The following is a 21,719-nucleotide window of genomic DNA, read 5'->3' on the forward strand; positions in this document are numbered from 1 at the left end:
TTATGATTAAGCTATGCAAAAAAGCTTTTCTTTATAGTATTTTAATTCTGCAATAGACTCTTTAATATCATCTAAAGCTTTATGAGTGTTTTTCTTTACAAAACAATTCTTATTCTTTGACCAGTAATCATTAAGAAGCTTTATACTTGTAACATCCAAAACCCTATAATGACAATAATCATCTATTTTTGGCATGTATTTAGATAAAAATCTCCTATCTTGCCAGATAGAATTACCACATAATGGAGAGCTTTTATAAGGTACATATTGTTTTATAAAATCAAGGACTTGATTCTCTGCTGTAGTTTCAGATATTTGACTATTAATTACTCTCTCTGTTAGCCCCGTATCACCATGAGTTTTAATACACCACTCATTCATGTTTTTAAGAACCTCTTCAGACTGATGAATAGCTATCGGTTCCATTTCAGCAACAATTTCAAGATCCTTATCTGTAATAATTACTGCTATCTCTATAATACGACATAAATCTACTTCTAAACCCGTCATTTCTAGGTCAAGCCATACGAGATTATTTTCAGATTGCATTATTTAACTCTAGAAACATAAGTTGCTGTTCTTGTATCAACTTTTATTATCTCGCCCGTTTGCACGAATAAAGGAACCCTTACAACTGCACCTGTAGATAATGTTGCTGGCTTACCACCTGTACCAGCAGTATCACCTTTCAGACCCGGATCAGTTTCAGTAATTTCAAGGTTCACAAAGTTTGGTGGAGTCACAGATATTGGTTGTCCATTAAATAAAGTTATTTGATATGTGTCTTGATCTTGTAACCATTTCTTAGCATCCCCAAGAGATTCTTCCGAAATAGTATATTGTTCAAAAGTCTCAGGGTGCATAAAAACATAGTTATCCCCATCAAAATAAGAATATGAAGCTTCTAACTCCTCTACATCTGCTGCATCTACTGACTCACCAGATTTAAATGTCTTTTCAACCACTCTACCATTAATTAAGTTTTTAAGTTTAACTCTATTAAAAGCTTGACCTTTACCTGGTTTTACAAATTCATTTTCAACGATGGTCATAGGGTTGCCATCTATCAATATTTTTAAGCCACCTTTAAACTCATTAGTGCTATAACTCGCCATATTTAGTCCTATAATATTAAATTAATAAGTATCCCAACAAGCTGTTGGAGTTTTACGTTGTATAGCTCCATCCACCTCTAAACTAATAGTAGCACACTCTGTATCACTTTGCTGACTACCTATAGCCGTAGCTGTTAAAGTATACCCATCATCAGTAACATTAGAAATAGAAAGAGTATAAAGATTTTCATCAGTTGTTGTTCTATATACTTCTGATAAATTATCAGAATATCTATCATTTTTTATAAAAAAGTTATCTTCTGCTAAAGAAGCTGTCATTAAAGCAGATGTCGCATCTCTTCTATTATTCTTTTGTATATAATTACTGTATAAAGGTACAGCTATCGTTGCTAAAATAGCAACAATCGCTATTACTACCATAAGTTCAACTAAAGAAAATCCTTTATTTTTTTTTATCATAAGATTCCAAAAATTAATAAATTTGGGTTTCACCATTTGGTCTTGTTCTATATCTTCTATGTTGCCATAAATATTGTTCTGGATATTTTTTTATTGCCTCTTCTAAAAACTTATTAGTCATCTCAGCATCCTTATAATCATCACCAGTAAATTTTAAAGGATCTCCAACAACTATTTTATATCCAGAATATTTTGGTAATCTAACATAATAAGCAGGTACAACTACTGCCCCTGTTTTCTCGGCAAGCCATGGGGTTACCGTTAAAGTAGAACAAAGTTTACCAAAAAATGGAGCGAATATAGAATTATCTACACCAGAACTTTCTAAACCAAAATCCTGATCCGGAGCATACCACATAGAAATATGCTTTTTTAAGGTTTTTATTACAGAAACAAAATTTTTACTATCTAGACACTTATAAATATGTTTTTCTCTATATTCTTTTATAAGCTTTTCTATTAATTCATTTTTATTTTTCTGATACATTACAGTAAAGGGACTATAATTTTGACCTATATATCGACCTATTATCTCTATACAGTGAAAATGAAAGCCCAAAACTATTACTGTTTTGTTTGGATCTGCATGAAGCTTTTCAAAAACTTCAAAATTTTCCTTTTCAAAATTTAACTTATTAAATTTTTTATTAGGCATAAACCAGGCCATCATAGCTTCTGCACCTGCTAAAACCATAGACTTATAACTTTCGTTAGCTAATGTTTCAATCTCTTTTTCTGGTTTATCTGGAAAGGCTATTCTTAGGTTAACTTTTGCTATAAGGTTTCTTTTCTTTAATAAAGGCTTAACTAAAGCCCCTATTAGCAAAGTAAAATATATTTGAAATTTATAAGGAAATAGAGAAATAAACTTCATTAAACCAATAACAAACCAAATTCCTAAATATTTTGGCGCTAAAAATCTTTTGCTCATCTATAAAAGTCAAATTCTAAAAATTTTAAAATAAATAATAGCATATATATAACAAAATTCTAAATTTTAATATATTTTAGGTTCTCCATCTGGACGAGTTTTGTACCTTCTATGCTGCCATAAATATTGCTCAGGTGCCTTTCTGATAAAATTCTCTAAAATTTCATTAGTAAATCTAGCCCCTTTTACTTCATCTTCTGGGAAATCCTCTATAGGATCAGAAATATTAACCTTATAACCAGATAAATCGTCATTCCTAGTGTAATATACTGGCACTACTGTCGCCCCAGTTTTCTTAACTAGCCATGGAGTAACCACTAGTGTCGAACATTCCTTATCAAACAATGGAACAAACACTGAATGTTCTTGACCAAAATCCTGATCTGGAGCATACCATAATGTTATTTTTTTTCTTAAGCTTCTTATAATTGGCAATAAGTTCTTTCTTTCATAACATTCTGTAACACTTCTTTTTCTACTTGATGTGACGACTTCTTCCATAAGTTCATTACTATGCTTCTGATAGACTAATGTAAAAGGTTTATACTGACTGCCAATATATCTTCCTACTATTTCTAAACTATGAAAATGAAAACCCAAAAATAATAAAGCTTTATCTGGGTCATTATGTATTTTATCAAAGACCTCTTTATTTTCGATTTCAAACTTAATTTTTTTAAAGTTTTTATCAGGCATAAACCAAGCAATTAAACTTTCTGCTGCAGCCATATATGCTGAGTCAAAAGACTTAGAAACAAGCTCTCCCAACTCCTTTTCATTCTTTTCTGGAAAAGCTATCTTTAGATTAGTTATTGTTATCTCTCTACGCTTCTTTAAAAAAGGCTTCAACGCCTTTCCCATAACAATAGCTGCTCTCATTTGAACCTTATAAGGTAAACGAGTAAAAGCCTTACCAAATCCGATCAGCAGCCAAACTGGCAAATACTTTAGTTTTAAATATTTTCTTTTCAATTAAAACCTCTTAAAAACACAAACACAAAAGTATCTATTTTTTATGTGTATGTGCTGCTTTATAACTTCTTGTAATAATCCACTGTTGTAAGATACTTATAACATTATTAGTTAACCAATACAATACTAAGCCTGATGGGAATGATGCAAACAAAAAAGTAAATATCACAGGTAAAAACATCATTATCTTTGCTTGCATAGGATCTGCAGGTGCCGGAGATAACTTCTGTTGTACAAACATAGAAAGACCCATAAGTATTGGTAAAACAAAGTACGGATCTTTCATTGATAGATCATGAATCCAAAATATAAAAGGTGCCTGTCTTAGTTGTACTGACTCCAGTAATACCCAATATAAAGAAATAAATATAGGAATCTGTATAACCATAGGTAAACATCCACTCAATGGGTTTACCTTTTCCTCTTTATACAGCTCCATCATCTTTCTACCAAGCTGCTGCCTGTCATCTTTATATGTTTCTTGCATTCTTTTAATTCTTGGCTGAAGCATTCTCATCTTAGCCATAGAACGATAACTTTTCGCAGAAAGAGGATAGAAAATCGCTTTAATTAATACTGTAACTAGAATAATTGCAAGACCCCAATTACCAACTAAAGAGTGAATTTCATTCATTACCCAGAAAATAATTTCTGAGAAAAATGAAAGCATTCCGTAATCTAGTGATTTCTCAAGATTTGGAGCTAAACTTTCCAAGTTAGTTTTAATAATTGGTCCAGTATAAAATACTGAATTAACATCAACTGAAGTTTTTGGAGCTATATTATTATATGTATACTCACCAGCTTCAAACATATCATCACTAAGCTTCTTATAATAAATAGTCGAATCTGTAGATTGTGGAATCCATGCACTCATGAAATAATGCTGAAGAAAAGCAACCCATCCTTGCCCAACATTATTTACAACGGATGGCTTACTTGTTTTTGCTATATCTTTAAATGACTCTTTTTTAAATTTATCATTTACTGTTGAGTAAGCGACTCCTGTAAATGTATAGCTATGAGCATTCAATAAGCTAAAGCTATCACTATCATGATCAAAATCTCTTACTAATGAATTATCAACAATTACACCTATGGAATCATTTGATGTATTTGTTATTTTTTGATCAATCTTTATTTCATATTTATTATCATCAAAAGCATACGTCCTAGTAACTTCCAAACCATCAACAGACCCCTGAAGAGTAAGCACAATACCATTTGACTGCTTCTTAATACCCTTATTTTCAAATCTTATTGATACAGGTTTCTTGTTAATAACAATTGAGCTCTTTGCTATGTATTGCGAACCAGCTTTATCTGTAAGCAAACTCATAGGACTTTTATCTTCAAGACTAACATCATAATCTTTTAAAGAAGCAGAAATAATAGCTCCATTTAATAAACTAACTTGTAGATCTTTAAAAACTTTCGTATTAATGGTCTCAACACCTGATTTAGCATAATCAGAAAAAGTTTCATTATCTTTAGAGCCAGGATTAGCTACAACAGTCTCATTTGGAGACTTAGATGTTTCATAATGGCTATTTTCTTGTTTAGAAGTGCTTTGCTGAGCATTTCCATTGGATGGAAAAGTTTGCTCCCACCTACCCACAAGAGATATAAACATTATCCCTATAGCAATTAAAAATAAAATTCTTATATGATTAGGTTTCATCTATTTTTGACCTTTTTGGTTTTTAGGAATTGGAACTGGATCATAATAATCTCTCTTACACAAAGGATGGCATTTAGCTAATCTAAGAACAGAAAGCCAAGCTCCTCTAACGATCCCGTGAGTTTTGAAAGCTCCCAGTGCATATTCTGAACAAGTTGGATAATATCTACATCTTGCAGGAAGTACTGGACTTATAATATATTGGTAAAATTTAATTAGAAACACAAAAGGAATCAGTTTGGCTTTTCTAAAATTTGATAAAATTTTTCTATAGATGCCCACAAGCTTTCCTTAGTAGCATTAGCTGCTGATCTTTTTGCAATTACCAGCAAACTCTTTTGGCTAAAACTACCCTTATTCAATCTAAAAGATTCTTTTATTAATCTTCTACACAAATTTCGTTTAAATGCTTTTTTTACGTTTTTTTTAGCTATTATTACACAGACACCGGCGGTTTCTTTTTGTCTTAATGCTATTAAAAAAGTAAAGTGCTCTGTACTTATCTTATTTTGTACATCAGCAAAAGCTTTTTTTACCTCATCAGAACCAAGTATATTATTTTTTTGCAAGCAAAAATTATGCTGCAAGCTTATGTCTACCTTTTGCTCTTCTATTTCTAATTACTTTTCTACCACTTAAAGTTTTCATACGAGCACGAAAACCATGAGTTCTTTGTCTTTTTAAGTTTGTAGGTTGAAATGTTCTTTTCATTTTCTTTTCCTCTTTAAATTATAAATTATTATTATTTTTAATAAATATATAGAAACAATCTCGGACATTTTATAGAAAAAGGTATATTTAGTCAATTACAAAAACTAAGGTTTAAGAATTGGTAAAAGATCTACAGAAACTAATATTTGCAATGCAATAATCAAAATTGCGATAAAAATCACCATGATTGTAACTAAGCTCATAAAAAAGCCTACTGTTTTCTGTCTATATTTTAAAACCCAAAACATCATAACCGGCAAGGCAACTTGCAGAATAGCTACAAATATACTCGCATAACCTAAAGCTGCTATAAACCCATCAGGATATAAAACAGCATATATGTATGCAGGCAAAAACGTTATAAATATTGCCACTACTTTATGCTTATGCTGTTTACTTTCCAGACCATAAGTATTCCTATTAAAATCAAATAAACCCAGCGCCACCCCAAGGAAAGATGTTGCCAAAGCAAAAAAACCAAATGCAAAAGATAATGTTGAGATTAATCCAGAACCTCCACCATAATGATTAATTATCACAGATGTTATTTCTCCAGATTTTCTACCCAAGATACCTGTTGGCGTCTCTACTGGCAATGACCCTAAAGTAACAAAAATCCAAAGTAAATATACAATTAATGGAATAGTGCTTCCTAAAATTATTGCTTGCCTAAGTGCTTTTTTATCAGAGTTTACATAAGTTCTCAAAGTTGGAACTATATGATGAAAACCAAAAGAGGTTAATAAAACAGGAAATGTTGCCCAAATATAATTACCATCTTTAATAGTATATTTAAGATAATCCAGTTTTATATGAGAAGCCAAGACTAAAACCAACAGAAAAAATGCTGTCAACTTAAGAAACAACATCAATTTATTCATATGATCTACAGCTCTAGTACTTATGTAGACGAATGCTCCAAAAATAAATACAAAGATTATACCTGTTAAATTTGATGAAAGATTAATACCCACCTGAGCTAAAATAGTTGAAATTAAAGACCCTCCACCCACAGTATATGCTGCCACTAAAGAATAAAGTAGAAGAACATAAGTTATCCAAACAACTACAACTCCAGTAGAGCCAAGGGTATCTCTAGTCATTTCAACAAAATTTGATCCATCTTTCATCTTCAAATTAACTTCTGCCAAAACTAAAGCCGTAAAAGTCATTAACAGCCAAATACTAATTATTAAAATGGAACCTATAAAAAAACCACAACTTGCAACTGTCGCTGGTATAGCAAGCATTCCAGCACCAATACAAGTACCAGAAATAATCATAGCTGCACCAAACTTTCTAGATAAAATCATCAAAAACTTAATTATCTTCAACAATGCTTTAAAAAAGCTAAAACATTGTTAAAAAATTTGTAATATATTCATTATATAATATATAAAAAAGCTATTTCCACAAATAATGAATCATCTTCAAAAAATAGATAAGGCTTTAGACGAATTAAATATACAAGCTACTCAAATACAGATTAATCAGTGGATTGAATACCTAAAGCTACTAGAGAAATGGAACAAAGTCTATAACATGACTGCCATAAAAGATTTTGATGATATGCTTGAGAAGCATCTTTTTGATAGCTTATCTATAGCAAGATATATAAAAGGTAATTCAACAGTTGATGTTGGAACTGGCGGAGGTCTCCCAGGTATACCACTAGCAATACTATACCCTCAACATAAGTTTACTCTAGTTGATAGCGTTGGGAAAAAAATCATGTTTCTTAAGAATGTAAAGAAATCCTTAAACTTAGAAAATATAACCCCCTTAAACTGTAGGATTGAATCATTAGAAAACCAGAGTTTTGATAACATTATTTCGAGAGCCTTCAGCTCCATAGATACTTTTTATGATCTCTGCAAAAATCTAGTAACTGACTCAAATCAAATGCTAGCAATGAAAGGTCCCGACATAGAGGAACAAAATTTACAGAAAATTCCTCTAAAATCTCAGACCTATAAAATAAAAGTGCCATTTCTAAAAGCGACAAGAAATTTAGTTATATTAACAAAGTAGGTGAAAAATGTTTGATAGCGAATTTATCAAAAATGCTTATACAGAGATAAAAAATAACATTCCTAAAGGAGTTTCTTTACTTGCAGTTAGCAAATATCAAACTTTAGAAAAAATAGAATATTTACACACAATAGGACAAAAAGATTTTGGTGAAAATTATTTACAGGAATTAGAACAAAAAGCTACTGCATTGCCAAACCTAAACTGGCACTTTATTGGTTCAATACAGTCAAGAAAGATAAAGAACATCGTTAAATACGCAAGCACAATTCAAAGCATAGAAAAACTTGAGCAACTTATAAAAATAGACTCTCAAGCAAGCAAGTTAAATAAGACTATTGAAGCACTTCTACAAATAAATATTGATAATGATCCTAATAAGTCTGGATTTAAGCCAAGCGATATTAATGAAATAATAGATTGTATAGAAAGAAGCAATAATATGAAAAATTTGAACTTAACAGGATTAATGTGCTTGCCTGCAAAAGCGGACAACTGTGGACAAAGCTTTCATAGAATGAAAGATCTTTTCGATACAATAAACAATAGACTAAATACAAATCTAAAATTAACAAAACTCTCTATGGGAATGAGTGCTGACTATAAAGAAGCTATTCAAAATGGCTCAACCATGGTTAGAATAGGTTCATCACTATTTGGAGAAAGATCTAACTAATTTATATCTGAACCTTCTCCAAAATAATTTTGACTAATTCTTTAATCTTTGGCTGCACAAACCTATTCTTTTGGTAATAGACAAACAATGATTCTTTTTCATTAAAAACTGTTGGAAGGACTTCTATTAGATCTCCTCTTTTAATCTCCTCTATAGCCGCATATTCATGAAATTGGGCAATCCCCAAACCGTCAAGAACACATTTCTTTATGAAAGAAACATTATTAGATGATATATCTGATGAAATATTAATATATGCATTAGCGTCTTTTAAACCAACTAAGGATGTGTGTCTAGAAATATGAGGAATAAAATTATGTTTTTTTAAATCTTCTAGATTTTTTGGAGCTCCATATTTTTTTAAATAACATGGGCTAGCACATAGTACATACCTTGTTTCTCCAATTTTTCTGGCAATTAAATCATCAGGAGCTTTCCAATTAACACCAAAAGCAATATCTGTTTGCTCTTTGTCAAAATCAGGAATTCTCTCCTCAACAACAATTATTAGCTCAACATCCGGAAATTGCTCTTTATATTGCATCAAAATTGGTAACAAAACTTTTTCTGCTAGAAAAGGATTACAGCTAATTTTCAACTTACCCTTAGGCTTATTATGAAAAGATCTCACTAAATCCCTCGTGTTATCAAGCTCATATCTAAGCCTAGAACATTGCTCAAAAAGAGATTCTCCCTCACTAGTAAGAGAAATAGATCTCGTTGTTCTCAAAAATAAAGGAACCTCCAACTCTTTCTCCAAAGCTTTAATCGACTGACTAATAGAAGCTCTAGAAACTCCAAGGGCATTTGCCGCTAAGGTAAAACTCAAGCTATCTGCGACAATTAAAAATATTTCAAACTGAGAAAGATTTATTTTTTTATCCCTTATCATTGTAAAAAATAACTTAACAATTGTTTATTATATTAAGTATTGTATATATAAAAATATTTATTTAATATACAAAAAATTAAAAAGATATTTACAAAAAATGAAAACCTGGAAAATAATAATACTACTCAGCTACATAAGTATTGCGAGCGCTTCAACTGTCATCATTAACCCAGCCTTACCATATATAGCTAAAGAATTTGCCTTATCTGATGGTAATGTTGAATGGTTAATTAGCATATTTCTAATAGGTTATGTTATTGGTCAAATCATTTATGGACCGATAGCTAACAAATACGGTGAAGTGAAAGCATTAAGGGCTGGATTAATAATAAATATATTAGGAATATTAATATGCCTAATTGGAGGTTATAGTTCATCAATAATCATACTATTAATTGGAAGACTAATAACATCTTTAGGAGCTGCTGCTGGTCTTGTCTGTACATTCATTATATTAAATAATTCAGTATCTAAAGAAAAAACTAAAATAGCTTTGTCATTTGCATCTATATCATTTGCCCTATCTGTTGGAGTTGCAATACTTATAGGTGGTTTAATAACATACTATTCTAGTTGGATTAACTGCTTTTATGTCTTACTAATTCATGGGTTAATAATGTTTGGATTAAGCTTTTTGTTTAAAGAAGAGAAAATTCTACAGATAGAAATCAATGTTCTAAATATTCTTAATAGCTACAGAAATGCTTTTAAATCAAAACAACTAATAATATTTTCTTTAACGCTAGGCATGGTTTCTGCTTTTAGCTATTGCTATACAGCATCTGGACCATTCATCACTAAAGATATACTTGGCTTTACAAGTGCAGAATACGGATATTGGAATTTTATAACTATTACTGGAATAATTGCAGGCTCATTCTTAGCAACAAAAATAATCAATAAATATAGTCACATCCATATCATTGTTAGTTCTATAATTCTTATACTAATAGTTTTCCTACTTCTTAGTTTATTAACAATTAATAAAGCATTCACATCTTCAATTTTCTTCTTCTTAATGACATGTTGTTATTTTATTAATAGCTTCATCTATCCAACAGCTGCTTACATAGCTTCCAATTCATTAGAAGATAAAGCTAATGCATCTGGAACAATGAATTTTATAAATATGGCAACAGCAGTAGTATGTGTAACAATAATGGGTTACATACCATTTGCATATATTTGGAAGTTCACAATAGTATGCGTGACTTTATCAATAATCTGCTTAATATTAATATTTTGGAATAAGATAAATAATAGAAAATAAAGAAAGAAGTTATTTAAGTTTAACTACTAAAACATCTGAGTCGGCACCATGAAGAATACCATTCGCTGTAGACCCAAGGAAGAATCTACCAATAGCTCCTCTTCTATGACTTCCCACAACAATTAGATCAGCTTTATTTTCTTTAGCTTGCTCTAGAACACCGTTAGCGACTCCACCTATTAATACAGCTTTTTTACCACCAAGCTTATTATTAGAAACGAAATTTTCTAATGCCTTCTCAACTTTCTCCATTTCATAACTCATTAGAGAAACTGTATCATTCGGAATAACGAAAACTGTATCCACAGAAGCTCCGTATAGCTTAGCTATATCATTCGCTTTTTTAGCAACGATACATGAGTCATTTTCAAGATCTGTTGGAATAAGAATATTTTTATAATCCACTGCAGCTCTATCTTCTTCTTGGACTCTAACAGTTAAAACGTCGCATTTTGCCTTATGTAATACAGCATTTGCTACCGAACCTAAGATTAAGTTAAATCCATGCTTTGCATGAGAACCAATAACTATTAGATCACAAGCAGACTCTTCAGCATATGTAACTATCTCAACTGATGGATTACCAACTAAAACATCTGCTTTAACTTCGAAACCAACAAGTTTATCTTTTACTTGAGAAAGGGCTTTTTTAGCTTCTTTTTCAAGAGTATATTGAAAATCGACAACTGATGGGGCAAATGGCGCTACACAATCAACAACTGTAACTACTGAAATTTTCTTAACACCATTTTTTTTAGCAAATGCTATAGCAGAATTAATAACAACATCCGCCTTTTCATACACATCTACTGCTAATAAAATCTTGTTATATGACATAAAACCTCCTCAGGACAAGTCCTAACAATTTAACACTAATTTTCACTTTTATTATACTACAGCACAGCGCTAAAAAACACTTTGCTCAAATGAATATTCTTTAAGGCTAGATTTTTTCCAAACTAAGCTTTAAAATTTTTCTAATATCGATATAAAAGAATACTCCAGTGCATACGGCTACAGACCAAAGAAAATTACTTATCTCAACTACTATTGGAAGTATATTTGAAATTTTTGACTTTATTTCTTTTGTATTCTTAACAGCCATATTAGCTCAAGTATTCTTTCCTGCTGAATATGGTACATCATCAATATGGTTTACTTATATAGCTATCACCATAAGTTATTTGCTACGTCCAGTTGGTGGACTAGTGCTTGGTCACCTAGGAGATAAATATGGAAGAAAAAGCATATTTACTCTTTCTTTATTACTAATGTCTATCCCCGCATTGGTTATAGGCTTACTTCCAACTTATGCTCACATAGGTTATACAGCTACAGCCCTACTAATCTTAATGCGAATATTTCAAGGCTTTTCAGTTGGTGGAGAAGTTCCCGGATCAATAACTTATATTGCTGAAGAATTTAAAAATAAAAACTTCTACTTCATGTGTGCATGGTTAACTTTTGGAGCAAATTTTGCAGTATTTTTTGCTTCATTCTCAATAAAACTACTTATGCTTTACTCAAGTCACGAGTTTATGCTTGATTATGGATGGAGAATACCTTTTCTTTTTGGAAGCTTGCTAACAATTATTGGATTTTATTTTAGAAAAAATATAAAAGAATCTGAATCATTTAATGAACATTTAAATTCTCAATCAAAAATCCCAGTATTTGAGCTCTTTAAAGATCATAAAAAAACAATCATAAATGGCGTCATGCTTGCAATAATTGTGTCTATAACTACATCAGTATTTCATGTTTTTTTACCTAATTTATTTATGACGTATTATCATCAGGATGGAAGTTATGCTACAACTATAGCCTCTTCAGGAGCATTAACAATGGCCGTCATGTCTCTTGGATTTGGATACTTATGTAAATATTTTCGTCCAATAAACATAATGACTTTTAGCTTATGCGCTTTATTAGTCGTATATATAACAATATTTTCCGATGCTATTGATTTAGAGCAACATCTTTTTGCTGCTGTTATAGTAATTTCATTTATTTTAGCTGGTGTGAATGGTATATTCTTTGGTTTCTTAGCAACACTCTTTACTACTGAAAATCGCTTTTCTGGAATAGCTTTGTGTTATAACTTAGCTTATATTTTAGGAGCAGGACTAACTCCTCTTTGGACTAGTACTATTCTAGAAAAAACCGATCGCTACAGTTACATCCTTATAGCCTGTATTGTAATAACTGTCTTAGCTATAATAAATGTATTAACGTTAAGAAAGCATGATACAAAGATAGACTAATCTTTTTTCTTACTCTGAATTGATTCAAAATATTGCCAAATCACTTCAGGAATATCTCTCTCAAGTTGGAAAGTATACTCTATCATCATTAAGTTATCTTTTATAACGCTTTTAGCTTCTAAGCATTTTTCCACAACACCAACAAAATAGTATTCATCAGTTTTATTTACTCTTACGAAAACATAGCTTACAAACTTATTTTGAGCTAGACCAGTTTCATTATTATTTAACGAATCGTCTATTTTCTTATTTAACTTTGAATAAAATATAAAAGTGTTTTTTGATAGAAATTTATTATCATATCTGCTAAATTTCTTATTCTCATCAAAAGTCATAAACAATAAAGCTTTATCGTCAAAAAACCTATACCCTGCGAGATTGACTCCGCCATTTGTATAATCTTGATTTAATAAGTACGCTATATCTTTTTTAGAGTATTTTGAATACAACGCTAATCCATGAGACTTATCATGTAGATATTTTTTAGAATAAAAAATTTCATTATATTCTAGTAAGTCTGTTATTTGTTCTTTAAGGAAAAAATTATTTTTAATCAAAACAAAAGAAAGTAGTTTAATTTTATTATTTTTGATTTCTATTAACGAATCATAACCCTCTCTACCCGCATTTACAGTAAAAATTTCTAATGATAAATGTTTTAGAGAATTCTCAAAACTCTCTTCATTAAAATCTATAATTTGGCTTCTTAAAAAAGCTTTCATTTCATCAATAAAGATTTTCTCTTCTATCAAAAGCTTTTTAAAAATTAATGTCTCATACAATCTTTTTGTTGGAGAGAACTCTTTAGATATAAACCTTAAAATATTATATTCTTCAGAGCTTAATTCAGGAAGCTCATTTTCTTTGAGAGAAATCAACAAATCATAATAAGTATCTTTATAAGATAAAAGTATTTCTGGAGAGATAAAGTTATATTTTTCAAAGTCTAATAAACTAGGAACTCTACCTAGCTCTTTTTTAAGTTGGTTATAATCTCTTTTAATATTTTTTAGTTGTGTAAAATTAGCTTGTTGGATATTTTTATAAATAATTTCTTTGGCTAACTCAGTAAAAGTAATAGTGCTCTCACCAGGAATAAGCTCAGTTCCCGAGATTAAGAATTGTTTAAGCTCATCTTTGTCATAACTATTGTTTTGACTAAGTGCTACTGGAATTAAAAAGTTATTCTCATAATTTGCTATAAAATCCAAGACAACAACAAATTCTTTACTCTCAAACTTTCTTAAACCTCTACCCAATTGTTGAATATAAACTATAGAGCTTTGAGTTGGCCTTAGTAATATAACTTGATTAACACAAGGGATATCAATACCTTCATTAAAGATATCAACTGTAACAATAATCTCTAAATCACCATTTTCTAGCTCTTCTATAGCTCGAAATCTCTCTTTCTCTGAGCTCTTGCTTGTGAGAGCCACTGACCTGACACCCTTATCTGTTAGCTTACTAGCTAGTTCAAGAGCTTCTGCCATATTACTAACAAACATTAGTGCCGATCTTTTATTACCGCTATAACCATAAAAATTAATTTTATTAACAATATGATCGACTCTTTCACCACTTACTAATTTATTAAAATTTTGTAAAAGATCCTTTTCTGAACCTACATAAATATCCTCTATCGCAAAATAATGAAATGGGCAAAGAAATTTTTGTTCTAACGCTTGTTGCAATCGAATTTCATAAGCAATATTATGATCAAAAAGTTTAAAAATATCAGCATTATCTGTTCTTTCTGGAGTTGCTGTCATTCCTAACAAGAACTGGGGACTAAAGTAATCTAGGACTTTTTTGTAACTCTTTGCTTCTGCATGATGAACCTCATCAATAATAATATAATCAAATTCTGTTTGCTTAAAATTAAACAAGATATTTGGATTTTTAAGCGTTTGCACAGTTGCGAATAAATAATCTGCTTCTTGATCATGCTCTCCACCAGATAGTAAACCCATTCTTTTATTTTTTATGATGGATTCAAAAGTTTCTTTTGCTTTAATAGCTATATTTGTTCGATGAACAATAAATAAACATCTTTTAGGCTTTACTCTCTGAACATCAAAAGCACTTAAAAATGTCTTACCAGTACCAGTCGCGCTTATTACTAGTGCTTTATTTTCTCGCTCTTTTCTTAAATTTTCGAGACTTACTAGAGCTTCTTCTTGAACCTGATTAGGAGATATACTCACACTAGAAAATTTAAAGCTTTGCATTTGGTGTTTTGCTAATTCATATAAAGGTTCATACTTTTCTAAAATTTTTTCTAATGGAAATGCTTTATCAAAAACATCTTCAAACTCTAAAAATAATTTATCTTTAAAATCATCTTTTTGCTCTACAGATAGAAAAATATTCCATTCTGTATTAATCGTAAGAGCTGATTGTGTAAGGTTTGTGCTGCCAACGATAACATTCCATATATTACCTTTCCTAAAAAAGAAACCTTTAGCATGGAAGTTTTGTTCTGTAATTATTTTAAGCTCTACATTTTTAAATTGGCTTAACCTTTTTAAAGCTTGTGGATCTGTGAAATTAAGATAACACCCAGTTAAAACTTTACCCTTAACTCCCTTTTTCTCAAGCTTTCTTAAAGATTCTAAAATACATGTGACTCCAGATAGCGTTATAAAAGCTACACTTATAACAAACTCATCACATTCTTCTAATTGCTTAATAATCTCTATAAGAATTTTACTTTTATAATTAGATAAGAATGTTTTTTTGACTTTTTGAGACATTTAGAACTTATATTTTAACAGGGACAGATGAATCAAGACCTTTACTATTTCCGCCTCTCATTCCTTGACCCCAACAATAAACATTTTGCTTATCATATGAAATACCACAAACAAATGTAGTACTCATAGTTAGTCTAGAGAATTTAATCTCTGTCTTAACTTTTTGAGGAGCATCAAAATAGCCCTTTTCACCATTACCAACCTCTCCTGATGAACCATCTCCCCAACAATATGCATAATTATTTTCATCTAAAGCACAAGCATAGTGGGCCTCTGTATAAACTTGTCTAAATTTAACATTTGCATCCAACTTAACAGGAACGCTAGAATTTTTTTGTTTAGTGCCCGCCCCAAGCTGTCCTCTTTCATTACTACCCCAGCAATAGACATCATCTCCATCATCAAGAGCACAATTAAAGTCATCTCCTGAGTGAAGCTGTTTAAACTTAACATCTGATTTAACATATCTTGGCTGAAGTGAGCTCTCATTAGTCCCATCACCAAGAGCTCCTTCATTATTATAGCCCCAACATTTAACTTTTCCATTAGTTATAAGTTGACAGCTGTAGTCAGCACCAGAAGTTACTTTCGTACCTCTAATACTAACATCATTAAAGTTGTCATCTCGATTGTCATTTCTATAATCATCATTTTTATTCGAAAACTTACCTTCCGTTGAATAATTATAGTCATCAAAAAATGTTTGAGCAGAAGTATAATTTGCATAAATTTCATAACCGACAAGCACTAAAAAGAAAGTTAAAAGTATTTTTTTCATTTTCTATCTTATTTATTTAATTGCTAAACATCTTATTTAATATAAAAGAAAAAAGCCAGCTTTGGATTAAAAAAATATTTTCTGTTCCCAATACCTTAAGAAATTAAAAAATCTTTCTTTTCTATCATAATTTTCTCGGTCTACATATGGCTTAGTAATAAGTATTGGTTGAGATCCTGCCAATATACAAGCAAGACACCCTGTTAAAAGTCTATCATCAACTAAAGCTAACTCTTGAGAACCGCAATTAACTAAACTTTGGATTTTTAGCATCCCATCTGGATATGGTTTTTTAGCAACGTTATCTATAAATCTTATTTTAGGATATTTTTTTTTAAAGTAACCTAACCTTTTTTTTTCAGGCTTATTTGAAAGAATAAAGATATTTTCCTCACCAAAATTTTTAGAAAAAGCATTAAGCCACTCAACTACTTCTGGATATAATTCATTTTTACCATGAGAGGTTAGAACTCCATCAAAATCTAAGGCTAAATATTTTATTCCCTTAGATTCTAAATAATCTTGACTAAGGTTGATTACACAATCTAAACAACTATTATCTTTTACTGCAGATATTTGTTTTTTATGCTTAAACATTTTTCCTAAAGTATACAAAGACCTTTTAAACATTAATATTCTCCACTTTTTAGTTCCAAAGCCTTTTGATATATTTCATTTTTTTTATGCCCAGTTAAATCAACAGCTAAAGCAACTGCCTTCTTTAAAGGAAGCTCTTTTAAAAGCTTCACCAATAATTTATCTAATGATAAATCTATTTGGGAAGAATCTTCCATGTCCATTTTATTACAGTCGATAAGAACAACAAACTCTCCACGAACGATATCACTATTTTCTAAAAAATATTTCCTTACTTCTGTAGAAGTTCCAGATACAAATCTTTCAAATTGTTTGGTTATTTCCTTTGCAACAACAACATTGTTATTAGGAATGATATTTACTAAATCTTCTAACAAATATTCAATCCTATGTACAGACTCATAAAGAACGACTGTAGTATCCATTTTTTCAAACTCTTGAATTTGTTGTTGCCTTTTGGCTTTCTTTGCAGACAAAAAACCCTTAAATAAAAAACTATCTGAAGGTAAACCTGCCACTGAAAGAGCAGAGATTACAGCACTTACTCCAGGTATTGGGATAATCTCAAAATCCTCTCTTCTTAATTCATTTACTATTTTATAACCAGGGTCTGAAATCAATGGTGTTCCCGCATCACTAACCAAAGCTACAATTTGCTGTTCACTTAGGAATTTCTTAACACTCTCTATTCGACTTTCTTCATTAAAATCATGACAGGATATTATTTTTTGAGAATCTTTAATACCTAACTGATCAAGTAATTTAGAAGTTACTCTAGTATCCTCCGCAAATATGATTTGAGCATTTTTTAACACATCTAATGCTCTTAAAGTAACATCTTGCAAATTACCAATAGGCGTTGCTACAACGTATAAAACACCGGTTTTTATATTATTTTTCATTGGATAATAAATCTATTAAATTCGTCACATCTCCAGCACCTTGAATCAAGATAACTGAATTTTCATCAACTATATTCTTTAACTCTTCTTTTACATGTTCAAAATCATTAACTAATAAACAATTTGATAGCCCTTCAGCCAAATCTTTACTAGTTGCTCCTAAAATTTCTTCTTCTCCAGCAGCGTAAGTTGGTAATAAAAAAAGATTATCAGCTGTAGACAAAACAGCCTTCCAAGAGTCAAACAGATCTTTATTTCTTGAGTATCTATGTGGTTGGAAAATATGGATTATTTTTTTATTTGGATATTTATCTTTAACTGCTTGTAAACAGCTTGATACCTCTACAGGGTGATGTCCATAGTCATCTATCGCATCTATATTTATTTCATTAATATTTATTTTATAAATATCAAACCTTCTCCCAACTCCTTGAACTTCAGGCAGAAGAGTTTGTAAACTCTTTAAGTCAAAACCCAGTTCTTTACAACAGGCTATTGCTACTGAACAATTCAAAGCATTATATTTTCCTGGCAAGATTGTCTTAAAATTAAGCTTCTCTCCACTAGGAAACTTCACTTTAAAACAGTTAAAATTATCTTTTATTTCATAAGCTAATATATTTATATCTGCTTCCTTAGAAAACCCATAAGTTATAACTTTCTTAGAATGCAACTGACTATATTTTGAAAGTAAATCTTGACAGCCTTTATCATCTATACATAAAAATATCGTCTCTATACTACTCTTATTTAAAAACTCATAGAAATTTTCTAAAAGATTCTCATAAGAATTATTATAAGTTGCCATATGGTCTAAATCTATATTTGTAACTATAGATGCCTGAGGCTTGAGATGTAAAAAAGAAGCATCACTCTCATCTGCTTCTAAAACTAGAAATCCTGAGCCATTTATCTCTATATTTGAACCTGTCGCTTTTACTATACCACCAACTACAAAGCTACTTTTACTATCAAGATGATGTAGTAATGTTGCTAACACGCTTGAAACTGTTGTTTTACCATGTGTCCCAGTCACCGCAATACTCTGCTTAAAGTCTTTCATCAGAACTGCTAAAAACATAGCTCTTTGTAAAGTTGGAATATTTAACTCTTTTGCTTTTAATATAAGAGGGTTTTTCTGTGAAACCGCTGAAGAAAAGACAAGCATATCATAGTTTTCAACTACAACTTGATCAAGACTTAAATATAAGTTAATACCTTTCTGTACAAGTTTTGCAGTTATTTTTGATGGCTTTGTGTCATAACCGCTCACCTCTGCACCAAGTTTTTTTGCAGCAATGGCTAAGGCTGAAACACCTATACCACCAACACCTAAAAATAAGATTCGCTTTTTCAAACAAGACCTTCTAACTATGCAGAAATATTATATATCTTTCAGTTAGTGTAGCACTTTTATATATTTTTATAAATTAAGCTATAAATATTTAAATAGATATTGTTTCACCTATTTTTAGTATTAAAGCGTTATCCTCACCATAGTTTTGATCTATAGCTGCTTTTTTAAATCGTACAGGGGGTTCAAAAGGAGGTTCAGTAGTCAACATGATAGATCCCCAATGCATACCGACTGCTTTTTTTGCATTAATTGCTTTAACTATTTCTATGGCATCTTCCGGCGAAGCATGTACTGATTGCATAAAACTTCGTGGTTCATATGCTCCTATGCCTACTAAGGCTAAATCAAAAGGTCCCTCACTAATTCCAATTTCATTAAAGATATCTCCTTTTGCAGTATCTCCAGAAAACCATACCTTTTTATTACCATCAGAGAAAGAAAAACTCGCCCATAAAGTTTTATTTCTATCAAATAATCCTCGACCCGAAAAATGTACGGCAGGTAAGGCTTTAATAGAAATATTCTTTATCTTAAATTGCTGCCACCAGCTTAATTCAACAATATTTAAAAATCCTTTTCTAATAAAGAATAGTTTAAGTCCTAAAGGTACAACCACTTGCGTATATGCTTTATATGGATATTCATCTAATACCTTAGAATCTAAATGATCATAATGATTATGACTAACTACCATAATATCAATTTTAGGTAGTTGTGATAAATCTAAAGCTGGTCTAACAAATCTTTTAGGCCCAAGAAACCAAGGACCTGCATTTTCGCTTAGAAAAGGATCCGTCAGTATAATTTTATCTGCCATATGAATTAGAAAAGCAGCATGACCAAGCCACGTCACCGATGGTGTTGAAAATTCTTTTAATTGATCCAAAACTGCTTGCGTAGGTAATATATGATTTTCTGGTATTGATGGTTTACGATTTAATAAAAATAATGAAATTAGAAACTTTATAAAACCCAGCCCTCCCATCGTTCGTCTAGGGCCCCCTGGTGAATTGGAAAATCTACCTCGAGATAAATAATAAGGTAATTTATTATTCACCTTATGTTAACTCCTCTCCATCTTGAGAAGGCAGCCTTGCTTAATTCTAAAAGCATTCCCTTGCCATCTGAAGATTTTATTTTCTCTTTTGAGCACCAATTTGTAAAAACTGTACCACCTTCCGCATACATTAAGTCATATGCAAAAGCATTATCTGAAAAGTTTTTGCCATATATAGGTAACATCTCTCCATTAATACTTGCAGAAGTCGAATTTATAACAATATCATAACACCCATAGATACTATCAAAATCCTCTACTGATATATCAAACTTATATGAAAATAGTTTCTTAATATCTTCTGCTTTAGATTTTGTCCTATTACTAATTGTAATACTTTTAGGTTTCTCATTAATAATTGCAGCAATCACTGCCTTAGCTGCACCTCCAGCACCAATTATTAAAATATTTTTATTTGTGAAAGCTACTTTATGATTGTTTTTTATATCATTAACGATTCCTAACCCATCATAATTTAGAGCTATCATTTTTCTATTATCAGTAAAAATCACATTACTTGCAGCTTGAACATCTTTAGCTAAACCATCGGCATCATCACACATTGCAAATACTTTTTCTTTATGTGGAACAGTAACACTTAAACCTTTTATATTAGGATTATTTTTAAACTCTTTAATTTTCTGCTCTAAATCTTCAGGGGTCACCTCTACAGCAGTAAAAAGCATTTTTTGGTTATACTCTTTTGCTAATTGCATCTGAATTTTTGGAGAAAGACTATGCTTAACTGGATAGCCTATTACATGATATAAATCTGTTGATATAGTATTCATTAAATGAAATAAGGTATTACTTATGAATAAATTGTATATTAAGCAGGAGTGTTTGAGAATTTCTTCTCGCTTGTTTTCTTTATATTATAAGTTTGGTCACCACTATATTTTTGTCCATTCACTTCAAAATCAAGATGGACATTAGCCACATAATCGCCATCTGGAGCATTTGCACATAATATGATTAAGAAGTCTTGATCATATTTATCATAAATATATGTAACTCCTTCAGATTCCGCTTTTAAATAATTTTGATTTTTAACACTTATTTTTTCAAAATCACACTTGCCAACAACACTACCTGTAACTTTATAATTAACTGGTGTTGGTCGTTTTTGATCAGCAAATCTTAATCCCTCTGGCAACTCTTCTAAAGAAGCACCTACAATGTAGTTTCTAATCGCAATATCCCCCATCTTTAAATGATTAGGATCTGGACCAAGAAGCCCCTTACATCCACTTAACATAAAAGAAAATATTAAAACTGTAAAAAGGATATAAAATCTTTTATTCATAAA

General features: G+C 30.8%; 24 protein-coding genes. 4 read left to right on the forward strand and 20 right to left on the reverse strand.

Features of this window, described 5'->3' with window-relative positions:
- Positions 1-6: 6 nt before the first annotated feature.
- The 10 genes from orn to KX01_RS01210 all read right to left on the reverse strand — a co-directional run bounded on the left by orn (position 7) and on the right by KX01_RS01210 (position 7,143).
- Positions 7-549: an oligoribonuclease gene (orn, locus tag KX01_RS01165; RefSeq protein WP_071663256.1), complete on the reverse strand. Its 543-nt coding sequence runs from the start codon at positions 547-549 to the stop codon at positions 7-9.
- Positions 549-1,115 carry an elongation factor P gene (efp, locus tag KX01_RS01170; RefSeq protein WP_071663257.1) on the reverse strand — a complete coding sequence of 189 codons (567 nt, stop codon included), beginning with the start codon at positions 1,113-1,115 and terminating at the stop codon, positions 549-551. Before efp ends, orn begins: the two co-directional genes overlap by 1 nt.
- A 21-nt stretch (positions 1,116-1,136) precedes the next feature.
- A complete protein-coding gene (locus KX01_RS01175) occupies positions 1,137-1,535 on the reverse strand; it encodes a type IV pilin protein (RefSeq protein WP_071664714.1) in 399 nt (132 codons plus the stop codon).
- A gap of 13 nt (positions 1,536-1,548) precedes the next feature.
- On the reverse strand, positions 1,549-2,466 hold the full coding sequence (locus KX01_RS01180) for a lysophospholipid acyltransferase family protein (protein WP_071663258.1): 918 nt from the start codon (positions 2,464-2,466) through the stop codon (positions 1,549-1,551).
- A 66-nt stretch (positions 2,467-2,532) separates the two neighbouring features.
- Entirely contained in the window at positions 2,533-3,438 is a 906-nt protein-coding gene (locus tag KX01_RS01185; RefSeq protein ID WP_071663259.1) for a lysophospholipid acyltransferase family protein, read from the reverse strand.
- Between the two features lie 34 nt (positions 3,439-3,472).
- Positions 3,473-5,119 carry a membrane protein insertase YidC gene (gene yidC, locus KX01_RS01190; RefSeq protein WP_071663260.1) on the reverse strand — a complete coding sequence of 549 codons (1,647 nt, stop codon included), beginning with the start codon at positions 5,117-5,119 and terminating at the stop codon, positions 3,473-3,475.
- The gene (yidD, locus tag KX01_RS01195) at positions 5,120-5,401 is read right to left on the reverse strand and encodes a membrane protein insertion efficiency factor YidD (protein ID WP_071663261.1); all 282 of its coding nucleotides are present in this window, start codon (positions 5,399-5,401) and stop codon (positions 5,120-5,122) included.
- On the reverse strand, positions 5,353-5,706 hold the full coding sequence (gene rnpA / locus KX01_RS01200) for a ribonuclease P protein component (RefSeq protein WP_071663262.1): 354 nt from the start codon (positions 5,704-5,706) through the stop codon (positions 5,353-5,355). Before rnpA ends, yidD begins: the two co-directional genes overlap by 49 nt.
- On the reverse strand, positions 5,696-5,830 hold the full coding sequence (gene rpmH, locus KX01_RS01205; RefSeq protein WP_071663263.1) for a 50S ribosomal protein L34: 135 nt from the start codon (positions 5,828-5,830) through the stop codon (positions 5,696-5,698). Before rpmH ends, rnpA begins: the two co-directional genes overlap by 11 nt.
- Positions 5,831-5,934: 104 nt before the next feature.
- A complete protein-coding gene (locus KX01_RS01210; protein ID WP_071663264.1) occupies positions 5,935-7,143 on the reverse strand; it encodes an amino acid permease in 1,209 nt (402 codons plus the stop codon).
- Between the two features lie 106 nt (positions 7,144-7,249).
- Between KX01_RS01210 and rsmG the strand changes: the two genes are divergently transcribed.
- Both rsmG and KX01_RS01220 read left to right on the forward strand, forming a co-directional pair.
- Positions 7,250-7,861 carry a 16S rRNA (guanine(527)-N(7))-methyltransferase RsmG gene (rsmG, locus tag KX01_RS01215; RefSeq protein ID WP_071663265.1) on the forward strand — a complete coding sequence of 204 codons (612 nt, stop codon included), beginning with the start codon at positions 7,250-7,252 and terminating at the stop codon, positions 7,859-7,861.
- Between the two features lie 7 nt (positions 7,862-7,868).
- The gene (locus KX01_RS01220; RefSeq protein WP_071663266.1) at positions 7,869-8,537 is read left to right on the forward strand and encodes a YggS family pyridoxal phosphate-dependent enzyme; all 669 of its coding nucleotides are present in this window, start codon (positions 7,869-7,871) and stop codon (positions 8,535-8,537) included.
- 1 nt (position 8,538) lies between these two features.
- Here KX01_RS01220 and KX01_RS01225 read toward each other — a convergent pair whose 3' ends face one another.
- Positions 8,539-9,429 carry a LysR family transcriptional regulator gene (locus tag KX01_RS01225; RefSeq protein WP_071663267.1) on the reverse strand — a complete coding sequence of 297 codons (891 nt, stop codon included), beginning with the start codon at positions 9,427-9,429 and terminating at the stop codon, positions 8,539-8,541.
- A gap of 97 nt (positions 9,430-9,526) precedes the next feature.
- Between KX01_RS01225 and KX01_RS01230 the strand changes: the two genes are divergently transcribed.
- Complete coding sequence (locus KX01_RS01230; RefSeq protein ID WP_071663268.1) at positions 9,527-10,699, forward strand: MFS transporter; 1,173 nt, start codon at positions 9,527-9,529, stop codon at positions 10,697-10,699.
- Positions 10,700-10,708: 9 nt separating this feature from the next.
- On the opposite strand, the gene KX01_RS01235 is transcribed toward KX01_RS01230, so the two are convergent.
- On the reverse strand, positions 10,709-11,536 hold the full coding sequence (locus tag KX01_RS01235; protein ID WP_071663269.1) for a universal stress protein: 828 nt from the start codon (positions 11,534-11,536) through the stop codon (positions 10,709-10,711).
- Between the two features lie 167 nt (positions 11,537-11,703).
- On the opposite strand from KX01_RS01235, the gene KX01_RS01240 reads away from it, so the two are divergent.
- Entirely contained in the window at positions 11,704-12,963 is a 1,260-nt protein-coding gene (locus KX01_RS01240) for an MFS transporter (protein ID WP_071663270.1), read from the forward strand.
- Here the strand turns inward: KX01_RS01240 and KX01_RS01245 are convergent.
- The 8 genes from KX01_RS01245 to KX01_RS01280 all read right to left on the reverse strand — a co-directional run bounded on the left by KX01_RS01245 (position 12,960) and on the right by KX01_RS01280 (position 21,668).
- Positions 12,960-15,719, reverse strand: coding sequence for a DUF3427 domain-containing protein (locus KX01_RS01245; protein WP_071663271.1), 2,760 nt, complete (start codon positions 15,717-15,719; stop codon positions 12,960-12,962). The genes KX01_RS01240 and KX01_RS01245 overlap by 4 nt on opposite strands.
- Before the next feature lie 7 nt (positions 15,720-15,726).
- A complete protein-coding gene (locus KX01_RS01250) occupies positions 15,727-16,497 on the reverse strand; it encodes an RCC1 domain-containing protein (protein ID WP_071663272.1) in 771 nt (256 codons plus the stop codon).
- Between the two features lie 66 nt (positions 16,498-16,563).
- The gene (locus tag KX01_RS01255; RefSeq protein ID WP_071663273.1) at positions 16,564-17,127 is read right to left on the reverse strand and encodes a YqeG family HAD IIIA-type phosphatase; all 564 of its coding nucleotides are present in this window, start codon (positions 17,125-17,127) and stop codon (positions 16,564-16,566) included.
- Positions 17,127-17,996: a 16S rRNA (cytidine(1402)-2'-O)-methyltransferase gene (rsmI, locus tag KX01_RS01260; RefSeq protein ID WP_071663274.1), complete on the reverse strand. Its 870-nt coding sequence runs from the start codon at positions 17,994-17,996 to the stop codon at positions 17,127-17,129. Before rsmI ends, KX01_RS01255 begins: the two co-directional genes overlap by 1 nt.
- On the reverse strand, positions 17,986-19,353 hold the full coding sequence (gene murC, locus KX01_RS01265) for a UDP-N-acetylmuramate--L-alanine ligase (protein WP_071663275.1): 1,368 nt from the start codon (positions 19,351-19,353) through the stop codon (positions 17,986-17,988). The genes rsmI and murC overlap by 11 nt, the downstream gene beginning before the upstream one ends.
- Positions 19,354-19,441: 88 nt before the next feature.
- Positions 19,442-20,338, reverse strand: a complete 897-nt coding sequence (locus tag KX01_RS01270) for an MBL fold metallo-hydrolase (RefSeq protein ID WP_071664715.1) — start codon at positions 20,336-20,338, stop codon at positions 19,442-19,444.
- 68 nt (positions 20,339-20,406) lie between these two features.
- The gene (aroE, locus tag KX01_RS01275; RefSeq protein WP_071663276.1) at positions 20,407-21,201 is read right to left on the reverse strand and encodes a shikimate dehydrogenase; all 795 of its coding nucleotides are present in this window, start codon (positions 21,199-21,201) and stop codon (positions 20,407-20,409) included.
- A 38-nt stretch (positions 21,202-21,239) separates the two neighbouring features.
- Positions 21,240-21,668 (reverse strand): hypothetical protein, encoded by a 429-nt coding sequence (locus KX01_RS01280; RefSeq protein WP_156860356.1) that lies wholly within the window; start codon positions 21,666-21,668, stop codon positions 21,240-21,242.
- Positions 21,669-21,719 lie beyond the last annotated feature (51 nt).

The sequence above is a fragment of the Francisella frigiditurris genome, from assembly GCF_001880225.1.
In the GTDB taxonomy this organism is placed as follows: Bacteria; Pseudomonadota; Gammaproteobacteria; order Francisellales; family Francisellaceae; genus Francisella; species Francisella frigiditurris.

Excerpts from the sequence above, each read along its gene's own strand:
- orn (WP_071663256.1), bottom strand. The coding sequence starts at position 549 with ATGCAATCTGAAAATAATCTCGTATGGCTTGACCTAGAAATGACGGGT.
- efp (WP_071663257.1), bottom strand. The coding sequence starts at position 1,115 with ATGGCGAGTTATAGCACTAATGAGTTTAAAGGTGGCTTAAAAATATTG.
- KX01_RS01175 (WP_071664714.1), bottom strand. The coding sequence starts at position 1,535 with ATGATAAAAAAAAATAAAGGATTTTCTTTAGTTGAACTTATGGTAGTA.
- KX01_RS01180 (WP_071663258.1), bottom strand. The coding sequence starts at position 2,466 with ATGAGCAAAAGATTTTTAGCGCCAAAATATTTAGGAATTTGGTTTGTT.
- yidC (WP_071663260.1), bottom strand. The coding sequence starts at position 5,119 with ATGAAACCTAATCATATAAGAATTTTATTTTTAATTGCTATAGGGATA.
- rpmH (WP_071663263.1), bottom strand. The coding sequence starts at position 5,830 with ATGAAAAGAACATTTCAACCTACAAACTTAAAAAGACAAAGAACTCAT.
- KX01_RS01210 (WP_071663264.1), bottom strand. The coding sequence starts at position 7,143 with ATGATTTTATCTAGAAAGTTTGGTGCAGCTATGATTATTTCTGGTACT.
- rsmG (WP_071663265.1), top strand. The coding sequence starts at position 7,250 with ATGAATCATCTTCAAAAAATAGATAAGGCTTTAGACGAATTAAATATA.
- KX01_RS01220 (WP_071663266.1), top strand. The coding sequence starts at position 7,869 with ATGTTTGATAGCGAATTTATCAAAAATGCTTATACAGAGATAAAAAAT.
- KX01_RS01225 (WP_071663267.1), bottom strand. The coding sequence starts at position 9,429 with ATGATAAGGGATAAAAAAATAAATCTTTCTCAGTTTGAAATATTTTTA.
- KX01_RS01230 (WP_071663268.1), top strand. The coding sequence starts at position 9,527 with ATGAAAACCTGGAAAATAATAATACTACTCAGCTACATAAGTATTGCG.
- KX01_RS01235 (WP_071663269.1), bottom strand. The coding sequence starts at position 11,536 with ATGTCATATAACAAGATTTTATTAGCAGTAGATGTGTATGAAAAGGCG.
- KX01_RS01245 (WP_071663271.1), bottom strand. The coding sequence starts at position 15,719 with ATGTCTCAAAAAGTCAAAAAAACATTCTTATCTAATTATAAAAGTAAA.
- KX01_RS01250 (WP_071663272.1), bottom strand. The coding sequence starts at position 16,497 with ATGAAAAAAATACTTTTAACTTTCTTTTTAGTGCTTGTCGGTTATGAA.
- KX01_RS01255 (WP_071663273.1), bottom strand. The coding sequence starts at position 17,127 with ATGTTTAAAAGGTCTTTGTATACTTTAGGAAAAATGTTTAAGCATAAA.
- rsmI (WP_071663274.1), bottom strand. The coding sequence starts at position 17,996 with ATGAAAAATAATATAAAAACCGGTGTTTTATACGTTGTAGCAACGCCT.
- KX01_RS01270 (WP_071664715.1), bottom strand. The coding sequence starts at position 20,338 with ATGGGAGGGCTGGGTTTTATAAAGTTTCTAATTTCATTATTTTTATTA.
- aroE (WP_071663276.1), bottom strand. The coding sequence starts at position 21,201 with ATGAATACTATATCAACAGATTTATATCATGTAATAGGCTATCCAGTT.
- KX01_RS01280 (WP_156860356.1), bottom strand. The coding sequence starts at position 21,668 with ATGTTAAGTGGATGTAAGGGGCTTCTTGGTCCAGATCCTAATCATTTA.